The sequence below is a fragment of the Roseateles microcysteis genome, from assembly GCF_036880965.1.
GTDB lineage: Bacteria > Pseudomonadota > Gammaproteobacteria > Burkholderiales > Burkholderiaceae_C > JAUASW01.
Genome location: NZ_JBAJMV010000002.1, coordinates 630,002 through 655,151 on the forward strand (window position 1 = coordinate 630,002; position 25,150 = coordinate 655,151).

Below are 25,150 nucleotides of genomic sequence, written 5' to 3' on the forward strand. Positions count from 1 at the left end.
TCGAGCAGTGTCTCAGCGCGCCGACCGCGCGCAAGCCGACGGAAACCCGAAGGCCAGCAGCCAGACGGGCGTCCCACATAAAGGCGACCGGACGCCGATGCTTGCGCCTGTTACGGCCAGAGACCGCGCGCTGATCGCCCTTTTCCCTTAGTCTTTGCCGCTGAAGGATTTGCGGGGCAGCTGGTATGGACCCATCGCTTGGCGTGCATTCGGAGTTGGGGCGTTTGCGCCAGGTGCTGGTGTGCAGGCCCGGCATGGCGCAGCGGCGCCAATCGCCAGGTGCTGAAGCCGGCGCGCTGTTCGACGCCCTGCCCCTCGTCGACCAGGCGGCTGAGGAGCACAGCCGCTTCTGCGCCGCACTGCGCTTGCTCGGCGTCGAAGTGCTGGAGCTGCACCATCTGCTCGCTGGCACGCTGGAGCGCCGCATCGCACGCAACTGGCTGCTCGACCGCTGGCTGGACCCCACGCGAGTAGACATTGAGCTGGCCCAGCAATTGAGGCCCTGGCTGCAGGACCTGCCCGCTGTGGAACTTGCCGAACGCCTGATCGGCGGACTGGTTCGTGCCGAACTGCCCTTCGATCCCACTGAACCGCAAGGCCTGCAGATGCGCAGCGCCGACCCGCGCACGCCGCTGCTGCCACCACTGCCAGGGAGCGTGCTGATGCGGGACAGCAGCGTGTGGATAGGCGATGGCGTCGCCCTCTCGCGACTGCGAGCCCCCGAACGCCGGGATGAAGCGCTGCTGCTGGGCGTGGTCTATCACTTTCATCCCCGTTTCGTGGGTTGCAACACCGGCTGGTGGGGCGAAGGCGAGCAGGACCCTGGCCCAGCCCTGCTGGCCGGTGGCGATGTGATGCCCTTGTCCAAGGGCCTGGTGCTGCTGGGCATGGGTCAGCACACGACGGTGCAGGCCGTCAGCCAGCTGGCGAGAAACCTTCTGAGCAGAGGCGGTGCTGATCGAGTGCTGGTGGCGCGTTTGCCGGCCATGCCGGTGGGCTGTCACCTGGACCGGCTGCTGAGCTTTTGCGACCGCGACCTGGTCGTCGTGGGTGGCAGCGCGCTCAACGCCTTGCAGACCTTCAGCCTGAGGCGCGGCAAACGCAACGATGTGCTCGAAGTCCAGCAGGAAACGCGGCCTCTGCTGCAAGTGCTGGCCGAAGCGCTGGAACTGAAGCAGCTGCGCGTCGTCGTCAGCGGCGGCGACCCCGGCGGCCCCTGGGAAGACGGCGGCCAGTTGCTGGCGATTTCTCCGGGCCAGGTGCTGGCCTGGCATCGCAATGCGCACACCAATGCCCAGCTGCGTGAAGCGGGCGTTGAAGTGATCGAGCTGCCCGGCGGCAGCCTGGGCCGCGCCGGCAGCCATGCCTATGCCTGCCCGATCAGCCGCGAGCCCCTGTAAAACGGGGCTGCGCGCTGCTTGATTTGAAAAGCATTGATTTGAAAAAAGTTGACCCCTGACAGGGCCTTCGCGCCCGTCTGCGGCGAAACTGCGAATAGCATGTCGGCTTTGAACCCGGTGACGCCATCCGGCGCCGACCCCGCACTGACAGATAGACAAGAGACGGAGCCAAATCAATGCAAGCGTCTGCGGCAGACAACCCGCTCACCCCATCCCAGCGTCCCAGCCAGCTTGAACTTGGCGTCCATTCCTACGAGCGCGAGCAATTGCTGGCCTGCGGTCGCGGCGAGTTGTTCGGCCCCGGCAATGCCCGCCTGCCGCTGCCCAACATGCTGATGATGGACCGCATCACGCACATTGACGCCACCGGTGGCGAGCATGGCAAGGGCCTGATCGAGGCCGAACTGGACATCACGCCCGAGCTCTGGTTCTTTGCCTGCCATTTCGAAGGCGATCCGGTGATGCCGGGCTGCCTCGGCCTGGACGCGCTGTGGCAGCTCGTGGGCTTCTGGCTGGGCTGGCGCGGCAACCCCGGCCGCGGCCGCGCGCTGGGTGCCGGCGAGGTCAAGTTCTCTGGCCAGGTGCTGCCCTCGGTCAAGAAGGTCACCTACCGCCTGGACCTCAAGCGCGTCATCGAGCGCAAGCTGGTAATGGGCATTGCCGATGGCCGCATGTTCGCCGACGGCCGCGAAATCTACGTCGCCACCGACCTGAAGGTCGGTCTGTTCACGTCCACGGAGAATTTCTGATGCGTCGCGTCGTTGTCACGGGCATGGGCATCGTCTCCAGCATCGGCAACAACCGTGCTGAAGTCACCGAGAGCCTGCGCACTGGCCGCTCGGGCATCGCATTCAATCCGAGCTATGCCGAGAAGGGCATGCGCAGCCAGGTCAGCGGCCGGCCGAACCTGAAGCTGGAAGAGCTGATCGACCGGCGCAACCTGCGCTTCATGGGCGACGCCGCCGCCTATTCGTTTCTGGCCATGCAGCAAGCCATCGAGCATGCCGGCCTCACGCAGGACCAGGTGTCAAATCCGCGCGCTGGCCTTGTCGCCGGCTCTGGCGGCGCCTCGAGCCTGAACCAGGTCTGGGCCGCCGACACGCTGCGCGAAAAAGGCATCAAGCGCGTCGGCCCCTTCATGGTCACACGCACCATGGCCAGCACTGTCTCGGCCTGCCTGGCCACACCGTTCGGCATCAAGGGCGTGAACTACTCGATCACCTCTGCCTGCGCCACCAGCGCGCATTGCATCGGCCACGCCGCACAGCTGATCGCCTGGGGCGAGCAGGACGTGGTGTTTGCCGGCGGCGGCGAGGAGGAGAGCTGGGAGCTCTCGCTGCTGTTCGACGGCATGGGCGCCATGTCCAGCAGCTACAACGAGACGCCGGCCACGGCCTCGCGTGCGTTTGATGCCTCGCGCGATGGCTTTGTCATCGCCGGCGGCGGCGGCATGCTGGTGCTCGAATCGCTCGAGCATGCGCAGGCGCGCGGCGCCAACATCATTGCCGAGCTGGTGGGCTTTGGCGCCACGTCCGACGGCTACGACATGGTCGCGCCGTCCGGCGAAGGCGCGGTGCGTTGCATGCAGCAGGCCATGAGCAAGCTCAAGACGCCGGTGGACTACATCAATGCCCATGGCACCTCCACCCCGGTGGGCGACCTGGCCGAGCTGGGCGCGGTGCGCAAGGTGTTTGGCGACAAGGTGCCCTACATCAGCTCGACCAAGTCGCTGACCGGCCATTCGCTTGGCGCGGCTGGTGTGCAGGAAGCGATCTACTCGCTCCTGATGCTGGAAGGCGGCTTCGCTGCGGCCTCGGCCCACATCGAGAACCTGGACCCGGCGGCAGAATGCCTGCCCATCCTGCGCGAGCGCCTGGACCAGACGCTCAACACGGTGATGTCCAACAGCTTCGGCTTCGGCGGCACCAACGCCACCCTGGTGTTCTCGCGCTTCAGCGCCTGAGTTCTCTCGAGCTCCAATCAAGGCCTTGCAGCAATGCAAGGCCTTTTTCATGGTTCATCGTCGAGTTCCGGCGATGTCTCTTGACGGCACTTTGCAGCCGTTCGCGTTGAAGCTCGTTCGCGCTGCCGAGGCCATCGGGTGAGGGCTTGTGCTCCTGTCCCCCGGACCGGGCTTCGCCCGATCCTCCTCCTTTACCTCGCCCAAACCCTCACCCGACGCCCTCGGCCGAACCTGCGCATGCCACCAGGCGAAGGCCACAGTGGTGCGGATCAGGTCGGCAGTGGGTTTCCCGAAGCGAGGTAAAGGAGGAGGACCTGGCGCAGCCAGGGCCGGGGGACACGAGCGCAGGGGAACCCGCTGGCGGCCTGATCTTCGACCAACAGAGGAACAAGAAAACGAATGGCAGCAATGTGCCGGTAGGCGTCTCCCTCCCAGCTTGGCGATGAACCGTTCATCTTGCGACTGCAATGGCTGCTGCCCAGGGCCTCGGCAGCAGGTGCTTGCCGCCCACACGCCTTGAGTGACGTCCATCACTCAGCAAGCGAAGTCCAGAGCTTCGCAGTCTGTACTCGGCCCTTTTCGAACAGGCCGGCTGGCAACAATTTCTGTACCGACACAGAAGGAGTTCCGCCATGCACGTCAACCTGCCGCTCAACAAGGTCGAGCCCACGGCGGCCAAGCCCGCGCCTGCGGCCGCTGCCAAGTCGCCTGCCGGCAATTTCAGCGAGCTGCTGAAGAGCGCCCAGGCTTCGGCCGCCCCAACGCCCGGAACGCCCGGCAGGCCAGCCACAGCGCCCATCGGCACACCCTGAGCGCTGCGGAGCCGCGAATGAGCAGCTTGCCAAGCATCTACAGCGCCACCGGCGGTGCCACCGACAACGTCGGCCGGCGCCAGACCCAGGCCAATGTGCTGCGGGCCGATGATGGTCGAACCCGCAAGGCCGATAGCGCCGACGCCGACAGCGCCACGAACGTCGTGGCGGCCGCAGGCGTCCACGCCTCCTTCAGCCCGCAAAGCCTGCGCGCACTGGAAGACTCGGCAGTAGAGATCGCCGGCGATGTGAAGGAGCTGGTGCTGGACGTGGGTGAGCTCGGTGCCAACATCGTCAGCACCGCAGCCGAATCGATCGATACCGTCGGCGAAGGCGCCATCGAGCTCGTCAGCGCCGGTGCCGACAGCTTGATCAAGGGCATTGACGCCGTGCGCAGCGGCGTCAGCGAGGTGGCCGATGCCGCTGCGCACGCAGTGACCGATGCCGCGGGTCGTGCCGGCGGGGTTGTGGAATCGGCCGCCGGCTATGCAGCACTCACGGCGCTGGCCGGCCGTGCGCTGATCAACGTCATCGTATGAAGGCCCGCGCGCTTCTTGCACTCGGCACACTTGGCGCCATCGCCCTGCTTTCCGGCTGCGGCGCAGTGGCACCGCTGCAAGCCTGGGGTCTGATCAAGGCAGCCGACACCGCGGGCACCACGGCCATGGCCTATGCACCAGGCAAGGCCGTCAACACCGTGCACCACGGCGAGCCGGTGATGTCCAGTCTGTGCATCGAATACAACCGCATGACGCCGCTGGAAGACCTGGTGCCGGCATTGCAGCTCGAGCTGCGCGAGCAAGGTGTGGCGAGCCGCGTCTATGAATCGGGTTCGGGCCAGCAGGAATGCCGGTACTGGCTGCGCTACGCCGTCACCATCGAATGGGGCACGCCGCCGCTGAGCAGTGGCTACCGCGCCTACCTGAGTTCAGCCGCGCTGAGCCTGCATCACGCCAACGGCAGCCTGATGGCCAGCAGCGCCTATGCGGTGGACAGCGACTACGGCACCAGCAAATGGTCGACCACGCGGCGCAAGCTCGCGCCGGTGGTCAAGGCCGTCATCACCGGCTTCACCAGTTGAAGCCGCTAGGGAGAACACAAGAATGAGCAAGACCTGGCCCCGCCACTCAACCCTGCCCTCACTGCAACCCTCACTGGCCCTGCTTCCCGTGCTGATGCTCGGCGCCTGCTCCACGCAGCCGCTGGTGCAAGGCCCGATGCTGGCCGCGCCGGTCAAGGCGCCGCTGTACCTCGAGCGGCCCAACAACGGCGCGATCTACCAGGCCCACATGCCGGCCAATTCGCTGTTCTCCAGCGAGCGGCGGCCGCAATCGATCGGCGATACCTTGAAGGTGGACATCGCCGAAAGCCTGCAAGCCAGCCAGCGCTCCAGCAGCGACACCAGCCGCGACAACAAGCTGGCCGTGAAAGGCCCGGGCTCCGGGCGCAAGAGCGGCGGCGTTCTCGAGACCATCCTGAATGCCGACGCCAGCGCCTCCGGCAGCGATTCGTTCAAGGGATCTGGCAACACGGAGACCTCCAGCAGCTTTGCCACGCAGCTCGCCGTCACCGTGATCAATGTCCTGCCCAACGGTCACCTTGTGGTGGCCGGCGAGCGCAGCACCGGCCTGAACGGCGGGCGCAACACCCTGCGCTTCTCGGGCACGCTGGACCCGCGCGATATCCGCCCCGGCAACATCGTCAACTCCAAGGACGTGGTCAATGCGAGCCTCGAAAACGTCGGCCAGGGCGACGTCTCGGAAGCCTCTTCGCGCACCTGGCTGCAGCGCGTGCTGACGCGCAGCCTCTCCATCTGGTGACGCACGAAGGCGGGCAGACCCAGAGACAGCAGCACCGGTCAAGCCGCATTGCGGCCCCTGGCCACCCCTTGTTCGGTCGACCACGTTTGCGCCGGATCACCTAAAAGCACGGCAGCAAAAGCGTGGCCCACCGCCACAGAGATTTCCTGGATGAAACGCAGCAGTTCCAACAGTGGGCCCGACGTGCCGCCCGAGCCCACCCAGGCCTGGATGACAGACGCCAGGGTCAAGACGTACCGGCGGGGCCAGACCATCATCGAAGCCGGCAGCGAGCTCGGCGACTGGGTGGCCATCAGCAGCGGCGCGGCCTGCCTGATGGCCAAGGTGGCCGGCAATTCCAGCGTGGCTGTGGCCGCGCTGTGGCTGGGCGACGTGATTGGCTGGAATTCACCGCTGGGCAAGCTGGCGGCGCGCTATGAGGTCAACGCGCTGGTAGACGTGGTGACGATCAGCGTGCCACGGTCGCAATTGAGTGCCTCGCCCGACTCCCACGACCGCGGCGACACCGCGCTCCTGCACGCGGCCACCGAGACCCGGCTGCAGGACCAGATCACAATGCGCCTGGCCGGCAACGGCTTCCAGCGCCTGGTCAGCGTGCTGGCCACCCTGGCCACCGCACTCGCGCCACCACTCGCACAACCACACGCACAGCGGCCGAGCTTGAGCCGCTTGCCGCTGCCTGTAGCGCAGGCCTTTGTGGGCCAGCTCTCGGGCCTCTCGCGCCGCCAGACCTGGATCTATCTCGGCCAGTTGACCGAGGCCGGCTGGGTCTCGACCACGCGAACCAAGGTCATCCTCGAAGGGCTGTCCTCATGGCTCGCGCTGATGGCCGAGGTCGAGCGCGAAGGCCTGGCCTGCATTGCCACTGTGGAACTGTGCAGCGCCACGCTGACCCAACTCGGCGATGCCAGCAACGCCTAGGCGCCCTGCTACTCGTCGTGCCTGGACCAGAGAGAAGGCGTGGCCGTGCGTGGCGCGCTCTTGCGGGTTCGCAACACCGCATCAAAGCCCTGCTGCCCGCCATTCCAGGCCGCGGTGATCAGGCCGTTCAGGTCTTCCATCGAGAGCTGACTCAAGTCGGTGCGGAACATCTTGATCGCTGGTGCCAGGTTGGTCCGAGGCACGTTCGGATGCGTGACCAGCACGGCCTGGACGGCGCTGTAGGCGTCGGGGCTTTGCTGGCAGATCTCGCGGATGCGCCGCAGCGACTCGCGCGGATCAGCCTGCCGTTCGGCTGACAGCCAGGGGAGCTCCAGCGCCGCCTGCTCGCGCTCGCTGCGGGCCAGCTTGCAGGCGGTGAGCAGGTAGTCGCAGTCTCTTGCCTGCACGGCCTGCTCGTCCAGCTCAGCTTCGCTCAAGCCCTTGGCATAACGGGCGTCGACGATGTCTTGCAATTGCTTGCGCAATTCCAGCAAACGGCTTTGCAGTTCGGTGCTCATGACGGCCCCTTCCCCGGCCAACACCGGGCGATTGCATCTTGGGGCCAAGCGGCGCCACAGGCAACAACTGAAACACAGGGGCCGGCCGCTGCTGGCCGCCCTCCGCAAGCTGCTGGACGGCCGAACCGCTTGATGCAAGGCACCCGTCCGGTGCACGCAACACCCTGGTAGCAACCCTCTGGCGGTGCGATATGCGCCCGATACGCTCGCCACGCGCACTGCGGCAGCTCCACGAGAGCAGACCATCAACATCAGCGGTGCGCGCCCGACAAGGGCCAACAACCAAGAGGGACAAGACCATGCGTGCATCCACATCCACTATCGGAATCCATCGGCGATTCAAGCCGCAGCTGCTGGCCCTGGCCGCCGCGCTGGCTGCCGGCTCGGCGCTGGCACAAGACGCCAAGCCGGCCGAGGACAAGGCCAAGAGCCTGGAGCTCGTCACCGTGACGGGCAGCCGCGCCTCGGTTCGCAGCGTGGCCGACAGCGCCTCGCCGGTCGACGTGATCGACGCCGCCACCATCGCCGCCAGTGGCGCGGTGGAACTGGGCCGGCTGCTGCAGGAGCTGGCCCCATCGTTCAACTTCCCGCAGAGCTTTGTGTCGGACGGCACCGACCTGATCTGGCCGGCTTCGCTGCGCGGCATGGGCCCCGACCAGGTGCTGGTGCTGGTGAACGGCAAGCGCCGCCATCAGCAGGCGCTGGTCAATGTGCAGCAAAGCATAGGCCGCGGCTCCGCCGGCACCGACATCAACACGATTCCGGTGTCGGCCATCGAACGCATCGAAGTGCTGCGCGACGGCGCCTCGGCCCAATACGGCTCTGACGCGATCTCGGGCGTCATCAACATCATCCTGAAGCGCAAGGCCAGCGGCGGCACGCTCACCGGCGAATACAGCCAGACCAGCGTGGGCGACGGCGACACCTGGAAGCTCGGTGCCAATGCCGGCATGGCGCTGGGCGACGGCTTCCTGAACCTCAGCGCCGAATACGTGGACCGCGGCGAGACCAACCGCGCCGGCCTCGATTCGCTGCGCGTTTCACCGCCGAAGGTGACCCAGCGCATCGGTGACGCGGCCACCAAGAGCAAGCTGCTGTGGGCCAACGGCGAAGTGCCGCTGGGCGAAGGCGAGCTCTACTTCTTCGGCGGTTACTCGGGCCGCGAGGGCAACTCCTCCGGCTTCTTCCGCCCCGGCGGCGACGGCCGCACCATTCCGGCGCTCTATCCCAATGGCTTCCTGCCCACCTTGCTGACCACCAGCGATGACTGGTCGATGGCCATGGGCCTGCGCGGACCCTTGGGCAAGACCTGGAGCTATGACGCCAGCATCAACCGCGGCCACAACCAGTTCGAGTTCGCTTCCGCCAATACCGCCAACGTCTCCTGGTACTACGAGCCCAAGCCGGGCGGCGGCATCTATGCCGAAACGCCCACCTCGGCCAAGGACGGCACCCTGAAGTTCAAGCAGACGACCGCCAACTTCGACCTGAAGGGCCAACTGGACTGGGGCATCGGCAAGGAGCCGCTCTATGTCGCCACCGGCGCCGAATGGCGCTCGGACGGTTTCGAGATCCAGGCCGGCGATCCGGTCTCCTATGCCTATGGCCGCACCAACAACGGCGCCATCTTCATCGCCAACCAGACGGGCGGCGCCGCTGCAGCCGGCATCCAGGGCTTCCCCGGTTTCACGCCCGGCACGGCGGTGGACAAGAGCCGCCGCAGCCTGGGTGCCTACCTCGACGCCGAATCCTCGGTCACCGACAGCCTGCTGCTCAGCGGCGCGCTGCGTGTCGAGGACTACTCGGACTTCGGCAAGAACACGACCGGCAAGCTGTCGATGCGCTTCAAGGCGAGCGACGCACTGTCGCTGCGCGGCTCGGTCAACACGGGCTTCCGCGCGCCAGGCATCCAGCAGCAGTATTTCAGCCAGGTCTCGACGACGCTCGGCGCCTCGGGCCAACTGACCGACACCGTCACGGCCCGCCAGGGCAGCCCGCTGGCTGCGGCCTTCGGCATCCAGCCGCTGCGCGAGGAGCGCTCCAAGAGCGCCACGCTGGGCCTGACGCTGCAGCCGGCGCCGGGTGTGTCCTTGACGGCGGACTTCTACAGCATCCGAGTCAAGGACCGCATCGTCTTCTCCAGCGAGATCGGGCCCGAGGCCAATTCAGGCAGCTGCACCGACGCCAAGGTCTGCCCGGTGCGCGTGATCCTGCGCAACCTGAACCTCGGGGCGGCCACGCTGTTCACCAATGCGATCGACACCAAGACCACGGGCGCCGATCTGGTGGGCCAGTACACGATGAAGCTGTCAGGTGGCGACACCCTGACGCTCGACGCCTCCTACAGCTACAACAAGACCACGATCACGGCCATCCATTCGCAGAGCACCTTGCTGTCCAGCGAGGTGCTGTTCGACCAGACCCAGCGCACGCTCTTGCAGGAAGCGCTGCCGCGCCACCGTGGCGCGTTCGGCGGCAGCTGGAAGAGCGGCGACTGGCGCGTCAACCTCAACAACAGCTACTACGGCGAGGTCAGCGGCCAGGGCTTCACCGGTGTCAAGCAGACCTGGGGCGCCAAGTGGCTGACCGACCTGTCGGTGAATGTGAAGATCAACAAGCAGCTGGACCTGAGCTTCGGTGGCCAGAACATCTTCAATGTGCATCCGGACAAATGGAGCGATGCGGCCGGCTTCCCGCTCAATGCGCTGGGCTTCACCTATGGCTGGGAGACCGTGCCCTTCGGCATCAACGGGGCGCGCTACTTCGTGCGCGGCAAGTACTCGTTCTGAGCCTGCACGGCTAGACGGTGGTGCGGCCGGTGACCCGGCCGTCCACCACCTCGATCAGGCGGTCACAGCGCGTGGCAAGCTCCGCGTTGTGGGTCACGAAGAGTACCGCCGTGCCGTGCTCGCGATTGAAGCGGCGCAGCAGGTCAAACACTTCGTCTGCGCTCTTGGTGTCGAGGTTGCCGGTGGGCTCGTCGGCCAGCAGCAGGGCCGGGTTCATGGCCAGCGCGCGGGCCACGGCCACGCGCTGCTGCTGCCCGCCGCTGAGCCGCCCGGCCGGCTGGTCGATCCATTTCGCCAGGCCGACGCTCTCCAGCAGGCCGGCCGCTCGCTCGCGCATCTCGCGGGTCTGAAATCCGGCCGCGCCCATCATGGGCATCATCACGTTCTCCACGGCCGTGAAGGCACTGAGCAGGTGGTGGTACTGGAACACGAAGCCGATGGTGTGGCCGCGCAAGCGGGTCAGCGCCGCATCGTCGAGTTCGGTGCTTTCCTGCCCGGTCACGCTCAAGCTGCCGCTGGTCGGCCGGTCCAGCAGGCCGACGATGTTGAGCAAGGTGCTCTTGCCCGACCCCGAAGGCCCCATCACGGCACAGAACTCGCCCCGCTCGAGCGTGAGGTCGATACCGTGCAGGATCTCGGTCTCGATCGGCGTGCCGACATTGAAGGCCTTGCGCACCTGGCGCAAGGCCACGACCGGTGTGCTTGATTTGCTATCCACGGATGGCCACCACAGGATCAAGCCGCGCGGCACGGCGAGCCGGGGCGTAGGCGGCCAGCAGGCCGGTCACAGTGGCCACCAACAGTGCCACCAGGTAGAGCATGGGGTCGAAGCTGAGCGGGAACAGCGGCGTGCCGTCGGCATTGCGCGCAAGCTGCTGCCAGGCCACCAGGGCCAGCCCGCCGATGGCACAGCCCGCCAGGCCACCGCCGCAGGCCAGCAGCCCGCCCTGCAGCAGGAACACGCGCATGACCTGAGCCTGCGAGATGCCCATGGCACGCAGGATGCCGATCTCGCGCGACTTCTGCACCACGACCACCACCAGCACGCTGGCGATGCCGAAGGCGACCGACAGGCCGACGAAGAAGCGGATCGCCCGGTTGGCCGTGGTCTGCGCACTGATCGCCGAGAAAAACTGGGCGCTGGCCTTGATCCAGCTGTCGGCCTCCACGCCGGTATCGGCCGCGATGCGCTGCGCCACCTCTTCGGCGGCATAGACGTCCCTGACCGTGACCTCGAGGCTGGTCACCTGGCCACTCAGACCGAGCAAGCTCTGCGCGCCGCGCAAGGGCAGGAACACGCTGCGCTCATTGGCGCCCTTGTTGCCGAGGTCGAAGACGCCGCTGATGTTGAACACCATCACCGCACCGCTGGCGGCACTGAGCCGCAGCTTGTCGCCGACATCCACGGCCAGGTCGCTGGCCAGCTCGGTGCCGATGAGCACGTCGCTGCTCGACAGCCGCGCACTGCCGCGGACAATTTTTTCCGACAGGTCGACGATGCGGAAGTAGCTCTCGGGCTCGATGCCGCTGACCGACACCGCCTTGCTCGCGGTGCCGCGCAGCACCAGCGCCGATCCAGCGGCCACCGGCGTCACCACCCGGACCTGCGGCAACCGTTGGACCTGCTCACGCACCGCGCGCCATTGGTCCACCGTGCGCACGCGCTGCTGCGGCGGCTGCACGGTGGTCACCACGCGCTGGTCGGCATCGGCGGCGAGCAGCGGCCGCGTCACGGCGCGCGGCGGCAGCAACTGGATGTGCGCCTGTGCGGACAGCACGCGCTGGATGAAGTTGCCCTGCAGACCGGCCAGCAAGGCCGACATGAACACGATGACGCCGACGCCGATGGCCACGCCGACAACGATGAACAAGGTCTGCAAGCGCCCCTCTCGCAGAAAGCGCAGGGCGACGATCCACTCGAACGGCGCGCGCGGGCGCCAGGCTGTCCAGCTCACGGCGCGGCCACCCTCACCCGGTCACCCACCGCAAGACCAGCCGTGGCCGGCAGCACGCGGTCGCCCGCTGCCAGGCCTTCGAGCACCTCCACCCATCCGCCGGCACGCAGGCCGAGCTTGGGCACGCAGCGCTCGGCCCTGCCCTCCACGACCCGCAGCACCCAGGGCGCGGCCGACGCCGGCTCGCGCAAGGCCGCCACCGGCAGCAGCAGGGCCTGCGGGCGGCGAGCCACCTCGATGTCGATGGACACGGTCATGTCCTGGCGCAGTTCGGCGGGCGGCGCTGGCAGGTCGAACTTCACCTGAACCGCGCCGGTCTGTGCATTCACGCCGGGGTTGATGTAGGCCAGCCGGGCGTCGAAGCGGCGCTGCGGATAGGCATCTGCCGAGGCCAGGGCCGCCTGGCCGAGCGCTAGCAGCCGCAGGTTCTTCTCATCCACATCGGCGACCAGCTGGGTCTGGCCGGCCGGCGACAGCGTCATCAGCAGCTTGCCGGCCTGCACCACGTCGCCGGCCTCCACATTGCGGGCAATGAGCAGGCCCGCCTGCGGCGCGCGAACCCGCGTGTAAGCCAGGCGCGCGGCGGCCGCCGCCGCATTGGCCTCGGCACTGCCCACCGCCGCCACGGCCAGCGCGAACTGGCTGCCGTTCGGCGCCAATGCCTCCAGCGCGCGCTGCGCACTGCGCCACTGGGCGTCGGCCAGTACCAGCGCGCGCTGCGCTTCGTCACGCGCTGCCTGTCCGATGAAGCCTTGGGCAAACAGGGCTTCGGCACGGTCAGCACTGGCACGCGTGGTGTCCAGCGTCGCGGCCGACTGGCGCAGCGCCAGCTCGGCCTGGGGCCGCTGCAATTCCTCCAGCTGGCGCCGCTGAGCCCGGGCCTGCACCAGGGCTGCGTCGGCCTGGGCCAGCGCGGCCTGTGCCTCGGCGGGGTTGAGCGCCACCAGCAGGTCGCCGGCCTTCACCGCCTGGCCCTCGCGCACCGGCACCTCCAGCACGGTGCCGGTGATCTGGGCCGCGATGTCGGCGCGGTGCGGCGTCTCGACATGGCCGCTGACCACCACGGTCTGCACCAGGTCCTGGCGGCGCAGTTCCAGGGTCTCTAGCGGCGGCCCTTGCCAAAGGCGCCAACCCAGCGCGGCCAACGCAAGCAGCGCCGCCAGCGCGAGCAGCCGCATCCCGTGCCCTTGTCTCAACCAGTCCCTGCTTGTCGCCACCACGCGCCTCGACCCAAGTTCTTGCAATCCCGCCATTGAATCCGCAAGCAGGCCCTTGGCGCATGACCGCGATCAAGTGCAGCACAAGTGATTCGACCAGTGTTGCATCGGCGGCCGCAACGACGCCTTTACAAACTGCCACTAGGATCCGCGCCATGCTGATGAAGACCCTGCTCATGGCCGCGGCCGGCCTCCTGCTTGCCGCCAGCGCCATCGCACAAACCGACCACGCGGCCACGGCCGAGGTGAAGGTCCGCCTGATCAGCCCGGCGAGCAGCGTGCAGCCGGGCCAGAAACTCCTGCTGGCGCTGGAGCAGCGCATCGCGCCGCATTGGCACACCTACTGGATCAACCCGGGCGACTCGGGCCAGGCCACCAGCATCGACTGGTCGCTGCCCGCCGGCGCCAAGGCCGGCCCCATCCAGTGGCCCACGCCCGAGCGCATCGACATCGGCCCGCTGAGCAACTATGGCTACAGCGAGCAGGTGCTGCTGCTCAGCGAGGTGCAGTTGCCGGCCGACCTCAAGCCCGGTGGCACGGCCCGGCTGTCGGCCAGCGTCAGCTGGCTGGTCTGCAAGGATGTCTGCATTCCTCAGGACGCCAAGCTCGCCCTGAGCCTGCCGGTCGCTGCCGAAGCCGTACCTTCGTCGGACGCAGCGCTGATCCAGCAGGCCAAGGCCGCGCTTCCCGCTGCAGCGCCCTGGCCGGTGCAGGTCGTGCAGTCGACAGAGGGCCTGCAAATCAGCTGGCCGGCCCACGCCAATCAGCAACCGGCTGCGCAGTTCTTTGCGGGCGCCTGGGGCCAGGTGCGGCATGCGAGTGCACAAGACCTGCGGCGCGAGGGCTCGCAGTGGCGCTTGCTGGTCAAGCCGGGCGAGACGCCGCTCAAGCTCGGCGAGCGGCTCGAAGGTCTGCTGGTGCTGGGCGAGGGCGCCGCGCGGCGGGGCTACCAATTGAGCAGCTTGCTCGCTGCAGCGCCTCAAGCGGGCTCAAGCAGCAGCGAGGCCGACCTCGGCCTGCTGCCAGCGATCCTCTTGGCACTGCTCGGCGGCCTGGTGCTGAACCTGATGCCCTGCGTGTTTCCGGTGCTGTCGATCAAGGCCTTCAGCCTGGTGCAGCAGGCCCATGGCGAAGCGCGCGAGGCCCGGCAGCATGGCCTGGCGTACACGGCCGGCGTGCTGGCCAGTTTCGCGGCGCTGGCTGGTGCGCTCGTGGCCTTGCGCGCGGCCGGCGGCCAGATCGGCTGGGGCCTGCAGTTCCAGTCGCCGCTGTTCGTGCTCGGTGTGGCCTGGCTGCTGTTCGGGCTCGGCCTGTCGCTGTCAGGCCTGCTCCATATCGGCGCCGGCCTCGGTGGGCTGGGTTCAGGTCTCGCTGCGAAGGCTGGCCTGGCCGGCAGCTTCTTCAGCGGCGTGCTGGCGGCCGTCGTGGCCACGCCCTGCACAGCGCCTTTCATGGGCGCGGCCATTGCTTTCGCACTGGCGCAGCCGGCGGTTGAGTTGCTTGCCGTATTCCTGAGCCTGGGCCTCGGACTCGCCCTGCCCTATTTGCTGCTCAGCTGGTGGCCGGCCCTCCAGCGCCTGATGCCGCGCCCCGGCGCCTGGATGGATGTGCTCAAGCAGGGGCTGGCCTTCCCGATGTATGGCGCGGCGATCTGGCTGACCTGGGTGCTGGCTCAACAGCAGGGGCCGCAGGGTGTGTTGCTGGCGCTCTCCGGCATGGCATTGATCGCACTGGCGGCCTGGCTGCATGGTGTCAGTCGCGCGGCTTGCGGGCACTGGAAAGTCGTTGGCAGTTTGTCTGCCGTCCTTGCTCTGGCCCTGGTTGTCGTGCTGGCCAGCAGCCTGCAGCCGCAGGCGGCGCAAAGCGTGACCAAGCAGAATTTCGAGGCCTACACGCCGGAACGCCTGGCCACCCTGCGCGAGCAAGGCAAGCCGGTGTTCATCAACCTGACAGCGGCCTGGTGCATCAGTTGCCTGGTCAACGAGCGCGTGGCGCTGTCGTCAACAGAGGTGAAAGCCGCCTTCAGCGAGCTCGGCATCAGCTACCTCAAGGGCGACTGGACCCATCAAGACCCGCAGATCAGCGCGCTGCTGGCCGAACATGGCCGCAGCGGCGTGCCGCTCTACCTGTTTTATGCGCCCGGGGCTGCGCCGAAAGTCTTGCCCCAATTGCTGACGCCTGGCATCGTGCTGGACGCCTTGCGCGGCAGGCCCTGAGGCCCAGCCGGTTCCAACTCTTCTTCATCTACCTCTGTCTCGGGAGATTCTCATGAAGCATCTGCAACGCCGTCTGCTGCTGGTCAGCGCCCTCTTCGCTGCCACGGCCGCCACCGGCTTCGCACAGGCCCAGGCCCAGCTGGACCAGGCCGCACCGGCCTTCAGCGCGCGTGGCGCCGATGGCAAAGCCGTAGACCTGGCCAGCTTCAAGGGCAAGACCGTGGTGCTGGAATGGACCAATCACGACTGCCCCTATGTGAAAAAGCACTACAACAGCGGCAACATACCGACTCTGCAGAAGGACGCCGCGGCCAAGGGCGTCGTCTGGCTGCAGGTGATTTCGTCAGCCCCGGGTGAGCAAGGTTTTGTGGAAGGCGCGCAAGCCGCCGAGCTGAACAGCAAGCGCGGCGCGGCACCGAACAACACCCTGCTCGACCCGAGCGGCCAACTCGGCAAACTCTACGGTGCCCAAACCACGCCGCACATCTACATCGTCAGCCCCGAGGGCCAGCTGGTCTACAAGGGCGGCATCGACAGCATCGCCACCAACAAGGTCGAAGACCTGGCGCGCGCCGAGCCGTATGTGAAGCTGGCCTTGGCCGAGGTGGCGGCGGGCCGCAAGCCCAATCCGGCCAACACCAAGCCCTATGGCTGTTCGGTGAAGTACGCGAAGAGCTGAGCGGGATTCAGCCCTCGAAAGACCCTGGCTCCGGACCGCTGACCACGCGGTTGCGCCCGCCCTCCTTGGCTGCGTACAAGGCCTGATCGGCGTTCTTGATCAGGCCTTCGGCAATCAGCCGCGGCTCACGGATGCTCGGATCGATACGCAGCATCGCCACACCGATCGAGGTGGTGACCGGCAACTCGCCGCCGCCCGGCAGGGGCAGGCCATGCTGCGCGATGGCAGAGCGGATGCGCTCTGCAATCTCGGCGGCCTGGACGCCGCTGGTGCGCGGCAAGAGCACGACGAACTCTTCGCCACCCCAACGCGCAATCGTGTCGCCCAAGCGCAGTTGCCCCTGGATCAGCTGCCCCACCTGGCGCAGTACCGCATCGCCAGCACCGTGGCCATGGCCGTCGTTGATGCGCTTGAAATGGTCGATGTCCAGGAACATGCAGGCCAGCGGCTGGCGGTAACGGATGCTGAGGCTGATCTCGACCAGTTGGCGATGCTCGAAATAGCGGCGGTTGTGCACGCCCGTCAGCGCGTCCGTCAGGCCGGCGCGCTTGACGCGCTCCTGGTTCAGGGCGCTTTCCAGGCAGACCGAGACGATGGCGCTCAGCCGCTCCAGGAACTGGGTGCCGGCGCCGGCTTCATAGCGCTGCGGGTCGGTGCTGCCGAAATGCAGGCTGCCTATCAGCTGGCCGTGGCGGGACAGCGGCAGCAAGGCCACTGAACGCAGCATGCCCACCGGCATCGCGCTGAACAGCCCGGCGTGGCGCGCGGGGTCGAACCGGCCCAACCAGGGCTTCCAGGGCAAGGCATGCAGCGCCTGCAGCGGCGCCGCGGTGTCCAGCAGGCGAAGGCCGGCGCTCAGTGTGCTGTCGCTCGGCTGCTCGAGCTGCAGCAGGCGACGGGTTTCGCCTTCGCTGTCCACCAGGGCAACGCCAATCTGCTCCACACCGAAGGCCGCCCGGTACTCGCCCAGCAGCATGCGCAAAAGCTCAAGCAAGGAGCCGGCACCGATCAGCTGGTGTTCCAGCTGGTCGAAGCGGCGCATCTTTTCTTCATTGGCCCGCGCCGCTTGCAAGAGCGCGTCAAGCTGGCGCTTGAGCGCCTGGTTCTCGGCCTTGAGTTGATCGATCAGCATCGTGCCAGGGGCAGTCGGGGTGCGAAGGACCCCGACTGTACGGCCTGAAGCCCGCTACCCAATCAGCCCAGGTGCTTCCTGAAGTGGGCAATCGTGCGATCCCAGGCCAGCTTGGCAGCCGCAGCGTCGAAACGCGGCGTGGTGTCGTTGTTGAAGCCGTGCTGGGTGCCGGCATAGACATAGGCTTCATAGCGAGCGCCGGCGGCCTTCAGCGCCTCTTCGTATTTGGGCCAGCCGGCGTTGATACGCTCGTCGGTGCCGGCAAAGTTGATCAAGAGCGGCGCCTTGATCTTGGCCACGTCCTCGGTCGGCGGGTTGCCGCCATAGAAGGGCACGGCTGCCGCCAGATCCGGTATCTGCGTCGCCAGGAAGTTCGCCATGCCGCCGCCGTAGCAGAAGCCGACCACGCCGACCTTGCCGTTGCCCTCGGGCAAGGCCTGCAGCGCGCGGACTGCGGCAATGAAGTCTGCCTTGGTCTTGCCCTGGTCGAGCTTGCCGAACAGCTCGCGGGCCTTGTCTTCATCGCCCGGATAGCCGCCCAGCGGCGCCAGGGCATCTGGCGCGAAAGCAAGGAAGCCATCAAGCGCCAGGCGGCGGGTGATGTCTTCGATATGCGGATTCAGGCCGCGGTTCTCATGCACGACCAGCACCACCGGCAGCTTGCCCTTGGCACTGGCCGGCTTGGCCAGGTAGCCGCTGACCTGGCCATTGCCCTGAGGCGAATCGAAACCCTGCTTGCGGGTGGCGATGCGGGTGTCATCCGCCTTGACTTGCTGTGCCTGTGCGAACTGCGGCGTCAGCGATGCAAGCAGCGCCGTGGCGGCGGCAGTACTGCCGGCAATGCCGGCAGCGCGGTCGATGAAAGCGCGACGACTGATGTCGCCGTGCACGAACTGGTCGAACAGTTGCAAAACCCCTGGCTGGAAGTCCTTGGCGGTCAGACGTGTCATCGAAATGCCCTGGATGTATTGGGCCCAACAGAATAATCATGCCGACAGCGCGAACAATGAGGGTTGCCACTGCGGCCGGGTAAAGCTGTGCAAACCTTGGGTAAGCTGCGCACCATCGCGTCATCCAAGGAATCCGCATGAGCCTCAACCGCCGCCACGCCGTCGCTCTGCTTGCCCTCTTCGCCACGATGTCGGGTCTGCCAAGCGCCCATGCCGACCAGCTCGACGACATCAAGAAGAAGGGCGAACTGGTGGTCGGTGTGCTGGGCACCGATGAGCCCAACAGCTTCATCGACGCCAAGACGCGCGACTTTGTCGGCTATGAGGTCGACCTCGCCCATGCGCTGGCCGCCAAACTGGGCGTGAAGCTCAAGCTCAAGCAGCTCGCGGTGGCAGCACGCATTCCCGAGCTGCAGCAAGGCCGCGTGGACCTGCTGGCCGCGTCCCTCACCCACACCAAGGAACGCGAAGCGGTCATCGACTTCTCGCTCACCACCTTTGTCACCGGCCAGAAGGTGATGGTCAAGAAAGCCAGCGGCATCACGGCCGTGCCGCAGCTGTCCGGCAAGAAGGTGGTGACGGTCAAGGGCGGCACGCAGGAACCCAATATCCGCAAGGCCGTGCCCAATGTGGACGTAGTGACCTTCGAGACCGGCCCGCAGGCCTTCCAGGCGCTGCAGCAGGGCAAGGGCCTCGCCCTGGTGAACGACGAGGTCTCGCTGCTCGACCAGTTCGCCAAGCTGGGGCCCTTGCAGGCCCAATACCAGATCCTCGACCAGAACCTGAGCGTCGAGCCGCTGGCCATCGGCATCAAGAAGGGCGAGGCCAAGCTCAAGGCACAGGTCGATGGCGTGCTGCGTGAGCTGGAGAAGAGCGGTGAGGCAGATAGGCTGTTCAACAAATGGTATGGCCCGACGAGCAAGCTGAAGTTCCCGCGCCGCACCTTCAAGATCGACTCGGACAAGGTGGACGGCTGAACGCCCCATGCCCCATCTCGATTTCAGCGCCCTGCTGCAAGGCCAGTACCTGGAATGGCTGCAGGCCGGCTTCATCTTCTCGCTGCAGCTCACCGGGCTGACGCTGCTGCTGGCGCTGCCACTGGCCGTTGTGGTCGCGCTCTTGCGCCTGGCCCCTTCGAAGGCGGCGCGCGCCTTGGGATTCGCCTTTGTCGAAGCCATCCGCAACATCCCGCTGCTGGTCCACATGCTGTTCTGGTACTTCGGCGCGCCGGAGCTGCTCCCTGAGAACATCAAGACCTGGCTGTATGCAGGCAATATTGAAGCGGCTGCCGCATTGATCGCCCTGACGCTCTACACCGCCGCCTATATGGCCGAGGACGTTCGCTCCGGCCTGCGCGCCGTGCCGGAAGGCCAGTTGCAGGCGGCACGCGCGCTGGGCCTGTCCTTCCTCGGCGGCATGCGCTTCGTGGTGCTGCCTCAGGCCTTGCGCATCACCGTGCCGCCGCTGATCTCGCAGACGCTGAACCTCTGGAAGAACACCAGCATTGCCACCGTCATCGGCGCGGCTGAATTGATGTACCAGGCCCAGCGTGTGGAGACGGCCAGCTTCCGCGGCTTCGAGACCTTTGCGGTGGTCACCGTGGCCTACCTCGGCATCAGCCTCTTCATCACCGCGCTGGCCTGGGGCTTCCAGCAGCGCTATCCGGTGCGGGTAGCCAGATGATGGAACTCATCGATACCTACTGGCTGTACTTTCTCGTTGGCCAGTATCCGAACGGGCCGCTGGGGGGTTTGGCGTTGACGCTGGTGCTTGCCAGCCTCGGCCTGCTGCTCGCGCTACCGCTGGGCATCCTGCTCGGGCTCGGGCGCGTCAGCCCGCTGGCCTGGGTACGCATCCCGGTATCCAGCCTCGTCTTCGTCGTGCGTGGCACGCCGCTCCTGATGGTGGTGTTCTGGGCCTATTTCTTCCTGCCGGTGATCACGGGTTCGAAGACCAACCAGTTCAACACCATGCTCGCGGCGCTCGTGCTGTTCGACGCTGCCTATCTCGCCGAGATCGTGCGGGCAGGCCTGCAGGCGCTGCCGGGCGGGCAAATGCAGGCCGCGCGGTCCCTCGGCCTGAGCTATGCGCAAGCGATGCGCCTGGTGCTGCTGCCGCAGGCCTTGCGCCACATGCTGCCCTCGCTCGTCAACCAGTTCGTCTCGACGATCAAGCAGACATCGCTGGGCACCATCATCGGCCTGTCGGAACTCAGCTACATCGCCAACCAGATCAATGCGCAGGTGCTGGTCAAGCCGGCCGAGATCTTCGCCACGCTGGCCCTCACCTACTTCATCCTTTGCTTCGGCCTCTCGCGCATCGCCTATGCGCTGGAGACCCGCCTGAGCGCGCGCCCGCAGCCCTGACACCGCGCCGGGGAAGCCCCGCTGAAGCGGCGGGCCGACGCGCCGCGGCAAATGAAGTCCAATACAGCCATGCAAGACTCAAATCCGCTGGAAGACCGCCTCACCGAGCTGGAGATCAAGGCCAGCTACACGGAAGACCTGCTCGACCACCTGAACGCCACCGTGGCCCGCCAGCAGCAGCAGATCGACCTGCTGGTGCGCGAGCTGGTGGAGCTGCGCAATCAGCAGCCCGAGGCCGGGCCCGGCGCCGCGCGCAGCCTGCGCGACGAGTTGCCCCCTCATTACTGAGGCCCCGACTCAGGGCTTGCGGTCAGCCGCCCAGGCCAGGAACTGCTGCAGCGGCATCGCCTTGCCGTAGAGCCAGCCCTGCCCTTCATCGCAGCCGGCATCTCGCAGGAGTGCGGCCGTGGCTTCGTCCTCGATGCCTTCGGCCACGACCGAGAGCTGCAGCCCATGGGCCAGCTTGATCATGGCCTGCGTGATCAGGCGATCTTGCTCGCTGGACACCATCTCGGCCACGAAGGTGCGGTCGATCTTGATGGCGGCCAGGGGCAGGCGGCGCAGATAGGCCATCGATGAATAGCCGGTGCCGAAGTCATCCACCTCGACCGCAAAACCCATCCCGGCCAGGCGCGCCACCACCTCGCTGGCGCGGGCCGGGTCGCTCATCAGCGCGGTCTCGGTGATCTCCAGGCGCAGCCGGCGCGGCGCGAGGCCATGGCTGGCCAGCAGCTGCTGCAGCTTGTCGGGGAACTGCACGTCCATCAGGTTGTAGGTGGACACATTGATGCTGATGCTGATGCCGAGGCCCACGGCATCGAACTGTTCTAGCTCGGCGATGGCCCGCCTTGCCACCCACATCGTCAGCCGCTCGATCAGGTCGCCGTTCTCGGCCACCTGCACGATCCGGTCGGGCGCAATCCAGCCATGGATAGCATGCGGCCAGCGCAGCAGGGCCTCGCAGCCACTGAGCTGGCCCGTCGCCAGCGAAAGCTTGGGTTGCAACCAGAGCTGCAGCTCCTCGCCCTCCAGCGCGCGGCTCAGGTCGGCCAATAGTTCCATCGCCTTCGGGCCGGCACCCTGCATTTCGGGCGTGTAGCGAGCCCGCTGCGCCTGCGTCTCGACGGCCTGCTGCAAGGCCAGATCGGCACAACGCAAGAGTTCACCGGCGCTCTGAGCATGGTCGGGATACTTGGCGCTGCCGGCGCGGGTCCGCATGATCAGCGTCAGGCCACCGAGTTCAACCGGCTCCTGCAGCGCCTCCTGGATGCGGTTGGCCGCCTCGCGCGCCATGCCCGGCGCCAGATGGCCGGGGTTGACGATGGCCAGCTCATCCTCGCCCAGGCGGTAGGTCTGGCAACCGAGCGATGTGGCCAGACCGTCCGCCTTGCTGGCCAGCAACTGCACCAGGCGGTCGCCGTTGGCGCGGCCCAGCGCATGATGGACCTGCTCCAGCTGCCGCAGCTTCAAGAGCATCAGGCCCATGCCTGCGGGCTCGGCCTGGCCATTGCGCTCGTTCATCAGCTCCTGCAGGTCCAGCAAGAGCTTGTGGCGGTTGGGCAGGCCGGTCAGCGCGTCATGCAGGGTGCGATGGCGCAGCTCGATCACATGATGCGCATTGGCCAGGGCCACGGAGAAGGTGGTGGCGATCAGCTCGAAGGCTTCCAGGTCCTCTTCGCGCAAGGCATTGCGGTCGCGCAGCCACAGCGTCACCGTGCCGATGGCCTGGCCCTCGTGGATCAAGGGAATGCCCACGGCGCAGCGCACGCCTCGCGCCGCCGCGACCTTGCCGGTGCTTGTGCTGGCTTGTGCCGATTGCTCGAAATTGGGAATCTGGACGATATGCCCTGCCGCTATCGCGGCCCCCGAGACCGTGCCCTCGACGGGCAGGCGCCTGCGCTCGGGCGTGAACACCTGCTCCAGACCCTCGCCATCGAAAGCCACCAGGTCCACAACGCGTGCCTGCGCGTTGTAGGTGAAGAAAGCGGCTCGCATGCCCGGGTAGAACAGCAGCAGCTTGGACAAGGCCAGGCGCGCCAACTGCTCCACGGAATGGTCACGGCCCAGCTCGGGCGCGATGCTCAGCAGCAGCGCCTGCAATTCGCCACGCCGACGCAGTTCGCTGAACAGCCAGAGCTGGCCGATCAGGTCCACCAGGTCGGCAGCAAAACCGATCTCGGTCTCGCTCCATTCGCGCTTCTGGCCGCGCTGCTCCAGGCACAGCACGCCAGCCAGCTCGCCGCGATGCCGCAGGGTGGCATCCAGCAGCGAGACCACGCCCTGCGGCTCGAAATAGGACTTCAGCAGCTCCTGGCAGTCCGCATGCTGGCTGACATCATTGACCGGCAGCACGCGGTACCGGCCCAGCGCGGCGATGTAGACGGGACAGCTGTCGCCATTGATGAGCTGGCCTTCCATGCCCGGGCCTGGCTTGTCCGCGTCCACCGCCGCCACGCAAGCGAGATTGGACGAGGTGGCCGACTCGCGCAGCCAGAGAGTCGCAATGCTGAGATGGGCATGCTGGACCGCCACCTGCAGCAGGTGCCGGGCAGCATCGACGAACGGCCGCTGCCACAGCTCGCCGTCCTTGAGCAGGGCAACGATGAGGTCGCGTACCAGCGGGCCGGTCAATTTGTGCGGCATGGCCGGTGATGGTACTTGAGCAATGACTGGGTTGATTTCAATCAACTCAGTGCATCATGATCTTGCTCAAACTAGTGTGATGCCGGTACGACAAGAACAAGGCCAGCGGCCGGCCTAACAAAGGAAGGACCTGTCATGCGCCACAACGGCACGATCACCGGCCAGGAACACCAGTTCCCCGACGGAGCGACGCTTGTCTCGACCACCGACCTGAAAGGCCGCATTCTTCATTGCAACAGCGCCTTCGTGGAGCTCAGCGGTTTTTCACGCGAGGAGCTGCTGGGTCAGCCCCACAACCTGATACGTCACCCGGACATGCCCGAGGAAGCCTTCCGGGATCTCTGGCAGACAGTGGCCGACGGTCACCCCTGGACCGGCCTCGTGGTCAATCGCCGCAAGGATGGCGGGCATTACTGGGTCAAGGCCAATGTCACGCCGCTGCTCGAAGGCGGCAAGCCGGTCGGCTATATGTCGGTGCGCACCCAGCCCAGCCGCGCCGAAATCGAAGGCGCACAGGCGCTGTACCGCCAGCTCCGCGGCGAGGAGCTGGCCGGCCAGCCGCTGAGCCTGCGGCTGCATCAGGGCGCGCTGGTGCGCGTCGGCTGGCACGGCCGCCTTGATCGCGCCATTGAGCTGCTGGGCCGTCACCGGCAAGCGGCGCTGCCCCTGAGCCTCTCGCTGCTGGTGTATGTCTGCGCGAGCGTGATCGGCCAGCAATGGTGGGGCTATGCCCTTGCGCTGCTCCTGGCAATGGCCGTGCACCTGTGGCAGTCGCAGCTGGTGCTGGCGCCCATGAAGGCGCTGGTCCATTTCGCCAACTGCATGGCGGCAGGCGACCTGACGCAAAGCCTGCATGCGCATCGCAAGGACGCCATTGGCGAGCTCGAAACGGCACTGAACCAATTGAATGTGAACCTGCAATCCATCGTCGGCGATGCCCGACGCGAGGTGCACCAGATCGATCTGTCGATCAACGAAATCGCCACCGGCAATGTGGAGATGTCGAGCCGCACCGAAGCGCAGGCCAGCAATCTGCAACAGACCGCGGCCTCGATGGAGCAGATCACCGGCGCGGTGCGCAACAACGCCGATGGCGCCGAACAGGCCGCGCGCCTGGCCACGCAGACCGCGGGCGAAACAGAGCGCAGCGCCGTCGCCGTGCGCGAGATGAGCGCCACCATGCAGACCATCCGCGAGGCCTCGCGCCGCATCGACGAGATCACGGGCGTGATCGACAGCATCTCCTTCCAGACCAATATCCTGGCGCTGAATGCGGCCGTGGAAGCGGCCCGTGCCGGCGAGTCGGGGCGCGGCTTTGCTGTCGTGGCGGCCGAGGTGCGTGCCCTGGCCCAGCGCACGACGACAGCCGCCAAGGAGATCCGGACCCTGGTCGAGCATTCAGACGCCACCATCGCGACCGGCGTGCGCCAGTCCGAACAGGTGGCCGAGATCATTGCGCGCACGGTCGACCATGTGGGCCAGGTCTCGCAACTGGTCACCGGCATCAGCGGCGCCTCGCGCGAACAGCTCAGCGGCATCACGCAGATCAACGAGGCGGTGGCCCAACTCGACGGCCTCACCCAGCAGAATGCCGCCATGGTGGAGCAGCTGGCCGCTTCGGCCGGTGCCAGCCGCGAACGGGCCCAGATCCTGGCCGACTCGGTCAAGGTGTTCACGCTCGACGTGCGTGACCGCCAGCGCGGCATGCCCGATGCGGTCTCCCTGCGCCGAGCCTCCAAGGCCGCCTAATCCCGGCCGAGTGATTTGCT

Annotated in this window: 23 protein-coding genes; 16 read left to right on the forward strand and 7 right to left on the reverse strand. The window is 66.8% G+C overall.

The genetic code is table 11. The features are described 5' to 3' along the window. Positions 1–185: 185 nt before the first annotated feature. From V3596_RS07795 to V3596_RS07830, 8 genes are all read left to right on the forward strand, one after another. The gene (locus V3596_RS07795; RefSeq protein ID WP_334277108.1) at positions 186–1,400 is read left to right on the forward strand and encodes an arginine deiminase; all 1,215 of its coding nucleotides are present in this window, start codon (positions 186–188) and stop codon (positions 1,398–1,400) included. 176 nt (positions 1,401–1,576) lie between these two features. Continuing rightward, a complete protein-coding gene (gene fabA, locus V3596_RS07800) occupies positions 1,577–2,149 on the forward strand; it encodes a 3-hydroxyacyl-[acyl-carrier-protein] dehydratase FabA (protein ID WP_334277109.1) in 573 nt (190 codons plus the stop codon). After that, a complete protein-coding gene (fabB, locus tag V3596_RS07805; protein ID WP_334277110.1) occupies positions 2,149–3,363 on the forward strand; it encodes a beta-ketoacyl-ACP synthase I in 1,215 nt (404 codons plus the stop codon). The genes fabA and fabB overlap by 1 nt, the downstream gene beginning before the upstream one ends. 632 nt (positions 3,364–3,995) lie before the next feature. Beyond that, on the forward strand, positions 3,996–4,175 hold the full coding sequence (locus tag V3596_RS07810) for a hypothetical protein (protein WP_334277111.1): 180 nt from the start codon (positions 3,996–3,998) through the stop codon (positions 4,173–4,175). Positions 4,176–4,192: 17 nt separating this feature from the next. Continuing rightward, positions 4,193–4,714: a hypothetical protein gene (locus V3596_RS07815; RefSeq protein ID WP_334277112.1), complete on the forward strand. Its 522-nt coding sequence runs from the start codon at positions 4,193–4,195 to the stop codon at positions 4,712–4,714. Continuing rightward, positions 4,711–5,256, forward strand: coding sequence for a cell division protein FtsI (locus V3596_RS07820; protein ID WP_334277113.1), 546 nt, complete (start codon positions 4,711–4,713; stop codon positions 5,254–5,256). The genes V3596_RS07815 and V3596_RS07820 overlap by 4 nt, the downstream gene beginning before the upstream one ends. 22 nt (positions 5,257–5,278) lie before the next feature. After that, positions 5,279–5,995 carry a flagellar basal body L-ring protein FlgH gene (locus V3596_RS07825; protein WP_334277114.1) on the forward strand — a complete coding sequence of 239 codons (717 nt, stop codon included), beginning with the start codon at positions 5,279–5,281 and terminating at the stop codon, positions 5,993–5,995. Positions 5,996–6,145: 150 nt separating this feature from the next. Continuing rightward, positions 6,146–6,916 carry a Crp/Fnr family transcriptional regulator gene (locus V3596_RS07830; RefSeq protein WP_334277115.1) on the forward strand — a complete coding sequence of 257 codons (771 nt, stop codon included), beginning with the start codon at positions 6,146–6,148 and terminating at the stop codon, positions 6,914–6,916. An 8-nt stretch (positions 6,917–6,924) separates the two neighbouring features. Here the strand turns inward: V3596_RS07830 and V3596_RS07835 are convergent, their stop codons facing one another. Then, complete coding sequence (locus tag V3596_RS07835) at positions 6,925–7,434, reverse strand: hypothetical protein (RefSeq protein ID WP_334277116.1); 510 nt, start codon at positions 7,432–7,434, stop codon at positions 6,925–6,927. 299 nt (positions 7,435–7,733) lie between these two features. On the opposite strand from V3596_RS07835, the gene V3596_RS07840 reads away from it, so the two are divergent. Further along, on the forward strand, positions 7,734–10,223 hold the full coding sequence (locus tag V3596_RS07840) for a TonB-dependent receptor plug domain-containing protein (RefSeq protein ID WP_334277117.1): 2,490 nt from the start codon (positions 7,734–7,736) through the stop codon (positions 10,221–10,223). Between the two features lie 10 nt (positions 10,224–10,233). Here the strand turns inward: V3596_RS07840 and V3596_RS07845 are convergent, their stop codons facing one another. Genes V3596_RS07845 through V3596_RS07855 form a run of 3 tightly spaced genes read right to left on the reverse strand, consistent with a single transcriptional unit; the run spans position 10,234 to position 13,356 of the window. After that, on the reverse strand, positions 10,234–10,941 hold the full coding sequence (locus V3596_RS07845) for an ABC transporter ATP-binding protein (protein ID WP_334277118.1): 708 nt from the start codon (positions 10,939–10,941) through the stop codon (positions 10,234–10,236). Then, the gene (locus V3596_RS07850) at positions 10,934–12,178 is read right to left on the reverse strand and encodes an ABC transporter permease (protein ID WP_334277119.1); all 1,245 of its coding nucleotides are present in this window, start codon (positions 12,176–12,178) and stop codon (positions 10,934–10,936) included. The genes V3596_RS07845 and V3596_RS07850 overlap by 8 nt, the downstream gene beginning before the upstream one ends. Beyond that, on the reverse strand, positions 12,175–13,356 hold the full coding sequence (locus tag V3596_RS07855; RefSeq protein ID WP_334277120.1) for an efflux RND transporter periplasmic adaptor subunit: 1,182 nt from the start codon (positions 13,354–13,356) through the stop codon (positions 12,175–12,177). Before V3596_RS07855 ends, V3596_RS07850 begins: the two co-directional genes overlap by 4 nt. 194 nt (positions 13,357–13,550) lie before the next feature. On the opposite strand from V3596_RS07855, the gene V3596_RS07860 reads away from it, so the two are divergent. After that, positions 13,551–15,611 (forward strand): protein-disulfide reductase DsbD family protein, encoded by a 2,061-nt coding sequence (locus V3596_RS07860; RefSeq protein WP_334277121.1) that lies wholly within the window; start codon positions 13,551–13,553, stop codon positions 15,609–15,611. 52 nt (positions 15,612–15,663) lie between these two features. Next, entirely contained in the window at positions 15,664–16,290 is a 627-nt protein-coding gene (locus tag V3596_RS07865; protein WP_334277122.1) for a redoxin family protein, read from the forward strand. 7 nt (positions 16,291–16,297) lie between these two features. Here V3596_RS07865 and V3596_RS07870 read toward each other — a convergent pair whose 3' ends face one another. After that, complete coding sequence (locus V3596_RS07870) at positions 16,298–17,422, reverse strand: GGDEF domain-containing protein (RefSeq protein WP_334277123.1); 1,125 nt, start codon at positions 17,420–17,422, stop codon at positions 16,298–16,300. A gap of 62 nt (positions 17,423–17,484) precedes the next feature. Then, entirely contained in the window at positions 17,485–18,372 is an 888-nt protein-coding gene (locus V3596_RS07875) for a dienelactone hydrolase family protein (protein WP_334277124.1), read from the reverse strand. 137 nt (positions 18,373–18,509) lie between these two features. Between V3596_RS07875 and V3596_RS07880 the strand changes: the two genes are divergently transcribed. The 4 genes from V3596_RS07880 (at position 18,510) to V3596_RS07895 (ending at position 21,026) form a co-directional block, all read left to right on the forward strand. Next, the gene (locus V3596_RS07880) at positions 18,510–19,349 is read left to right on the forward strand and encodes an ABC transporter substrate-binding protein (RefSeq protein WP_334277125.1); all 840 of its coding nucleotides are present in this window, start codon (positions 18,510–18,512) and stop codon (positions 19,347–19,349) included. Positions 19,350–19,356: 7 nt separating this feature from the next. After that, on the forward strand, positions 19,357–20,055 hold the full coding sequence (locus V3596_RS07885) for an amino acid ABC transporter permease (protein WP_334277126.1): 699 nt from the start codon (positions 19,357–19,359) through the stop codon (positions 20,053–20,055). After that, positions 20,052–20,738: an amino acid ABC transporter permease gene (locus V3596_RS07890; protein WP_334277127.1), complete on the forward strand. Its 687-nt coding sequence runs from the start codon at positions 20,052–20,054 to the stop codon at positions 20,736–20,738. The genes V3596_RS07885 and V3596_RS07890 overlap by 4 nt, the downstream gene beginning before the upstream one ends. A 69-nt stretch (positions 20,739–20,807) precedes the next feature. Continuing rightward, positions 20,808–21,026, forward strand: coding sequence for a SlyX family protein (locus tag V3596_RS07895; RefSeq protein ID WP_334277128.1), 219 nt, complete (start codon positions 20,808–20,810; stop codon positions 21,024–21,026). A 9-nt stretch (positions 21,027–21,035) separates the two neighbouring features. Here the strand turns inward: V3596_RS07895 and V3596_RS07900 are convergent, their stop codons facing one another. Next, positions 21,036–23,381: a bifunctional diguanylate cyclase/phosphodiesterase gene (locus tag V3596_RS07900; protein ID WP_334277129.1), complete on the reverse strand. Its 2,346-nt coding sequence runs from the start codon at positions 23,379–23,381 to the stop codon at positions 21,036–21,038. Positions 23,382–23,516: 135 nt separating this feature from the next. Here V3596_RS07900 and V3596_RS07905 point away from each other — a divergent pair, with 135 nt between their 5' ends. Further along, a complete protein-coding gene (locus V3596_RS07905; RefSeq protein ID WP_334277130.1) occupies positions 23,517–25,130 on the forward strand; it encodes a methyl-accepting chemotaxis protein in 1,614 nt (537 codons plus the stop codon). Positions 25,131–25,150 lie beyond the last annotated feature (20 nt).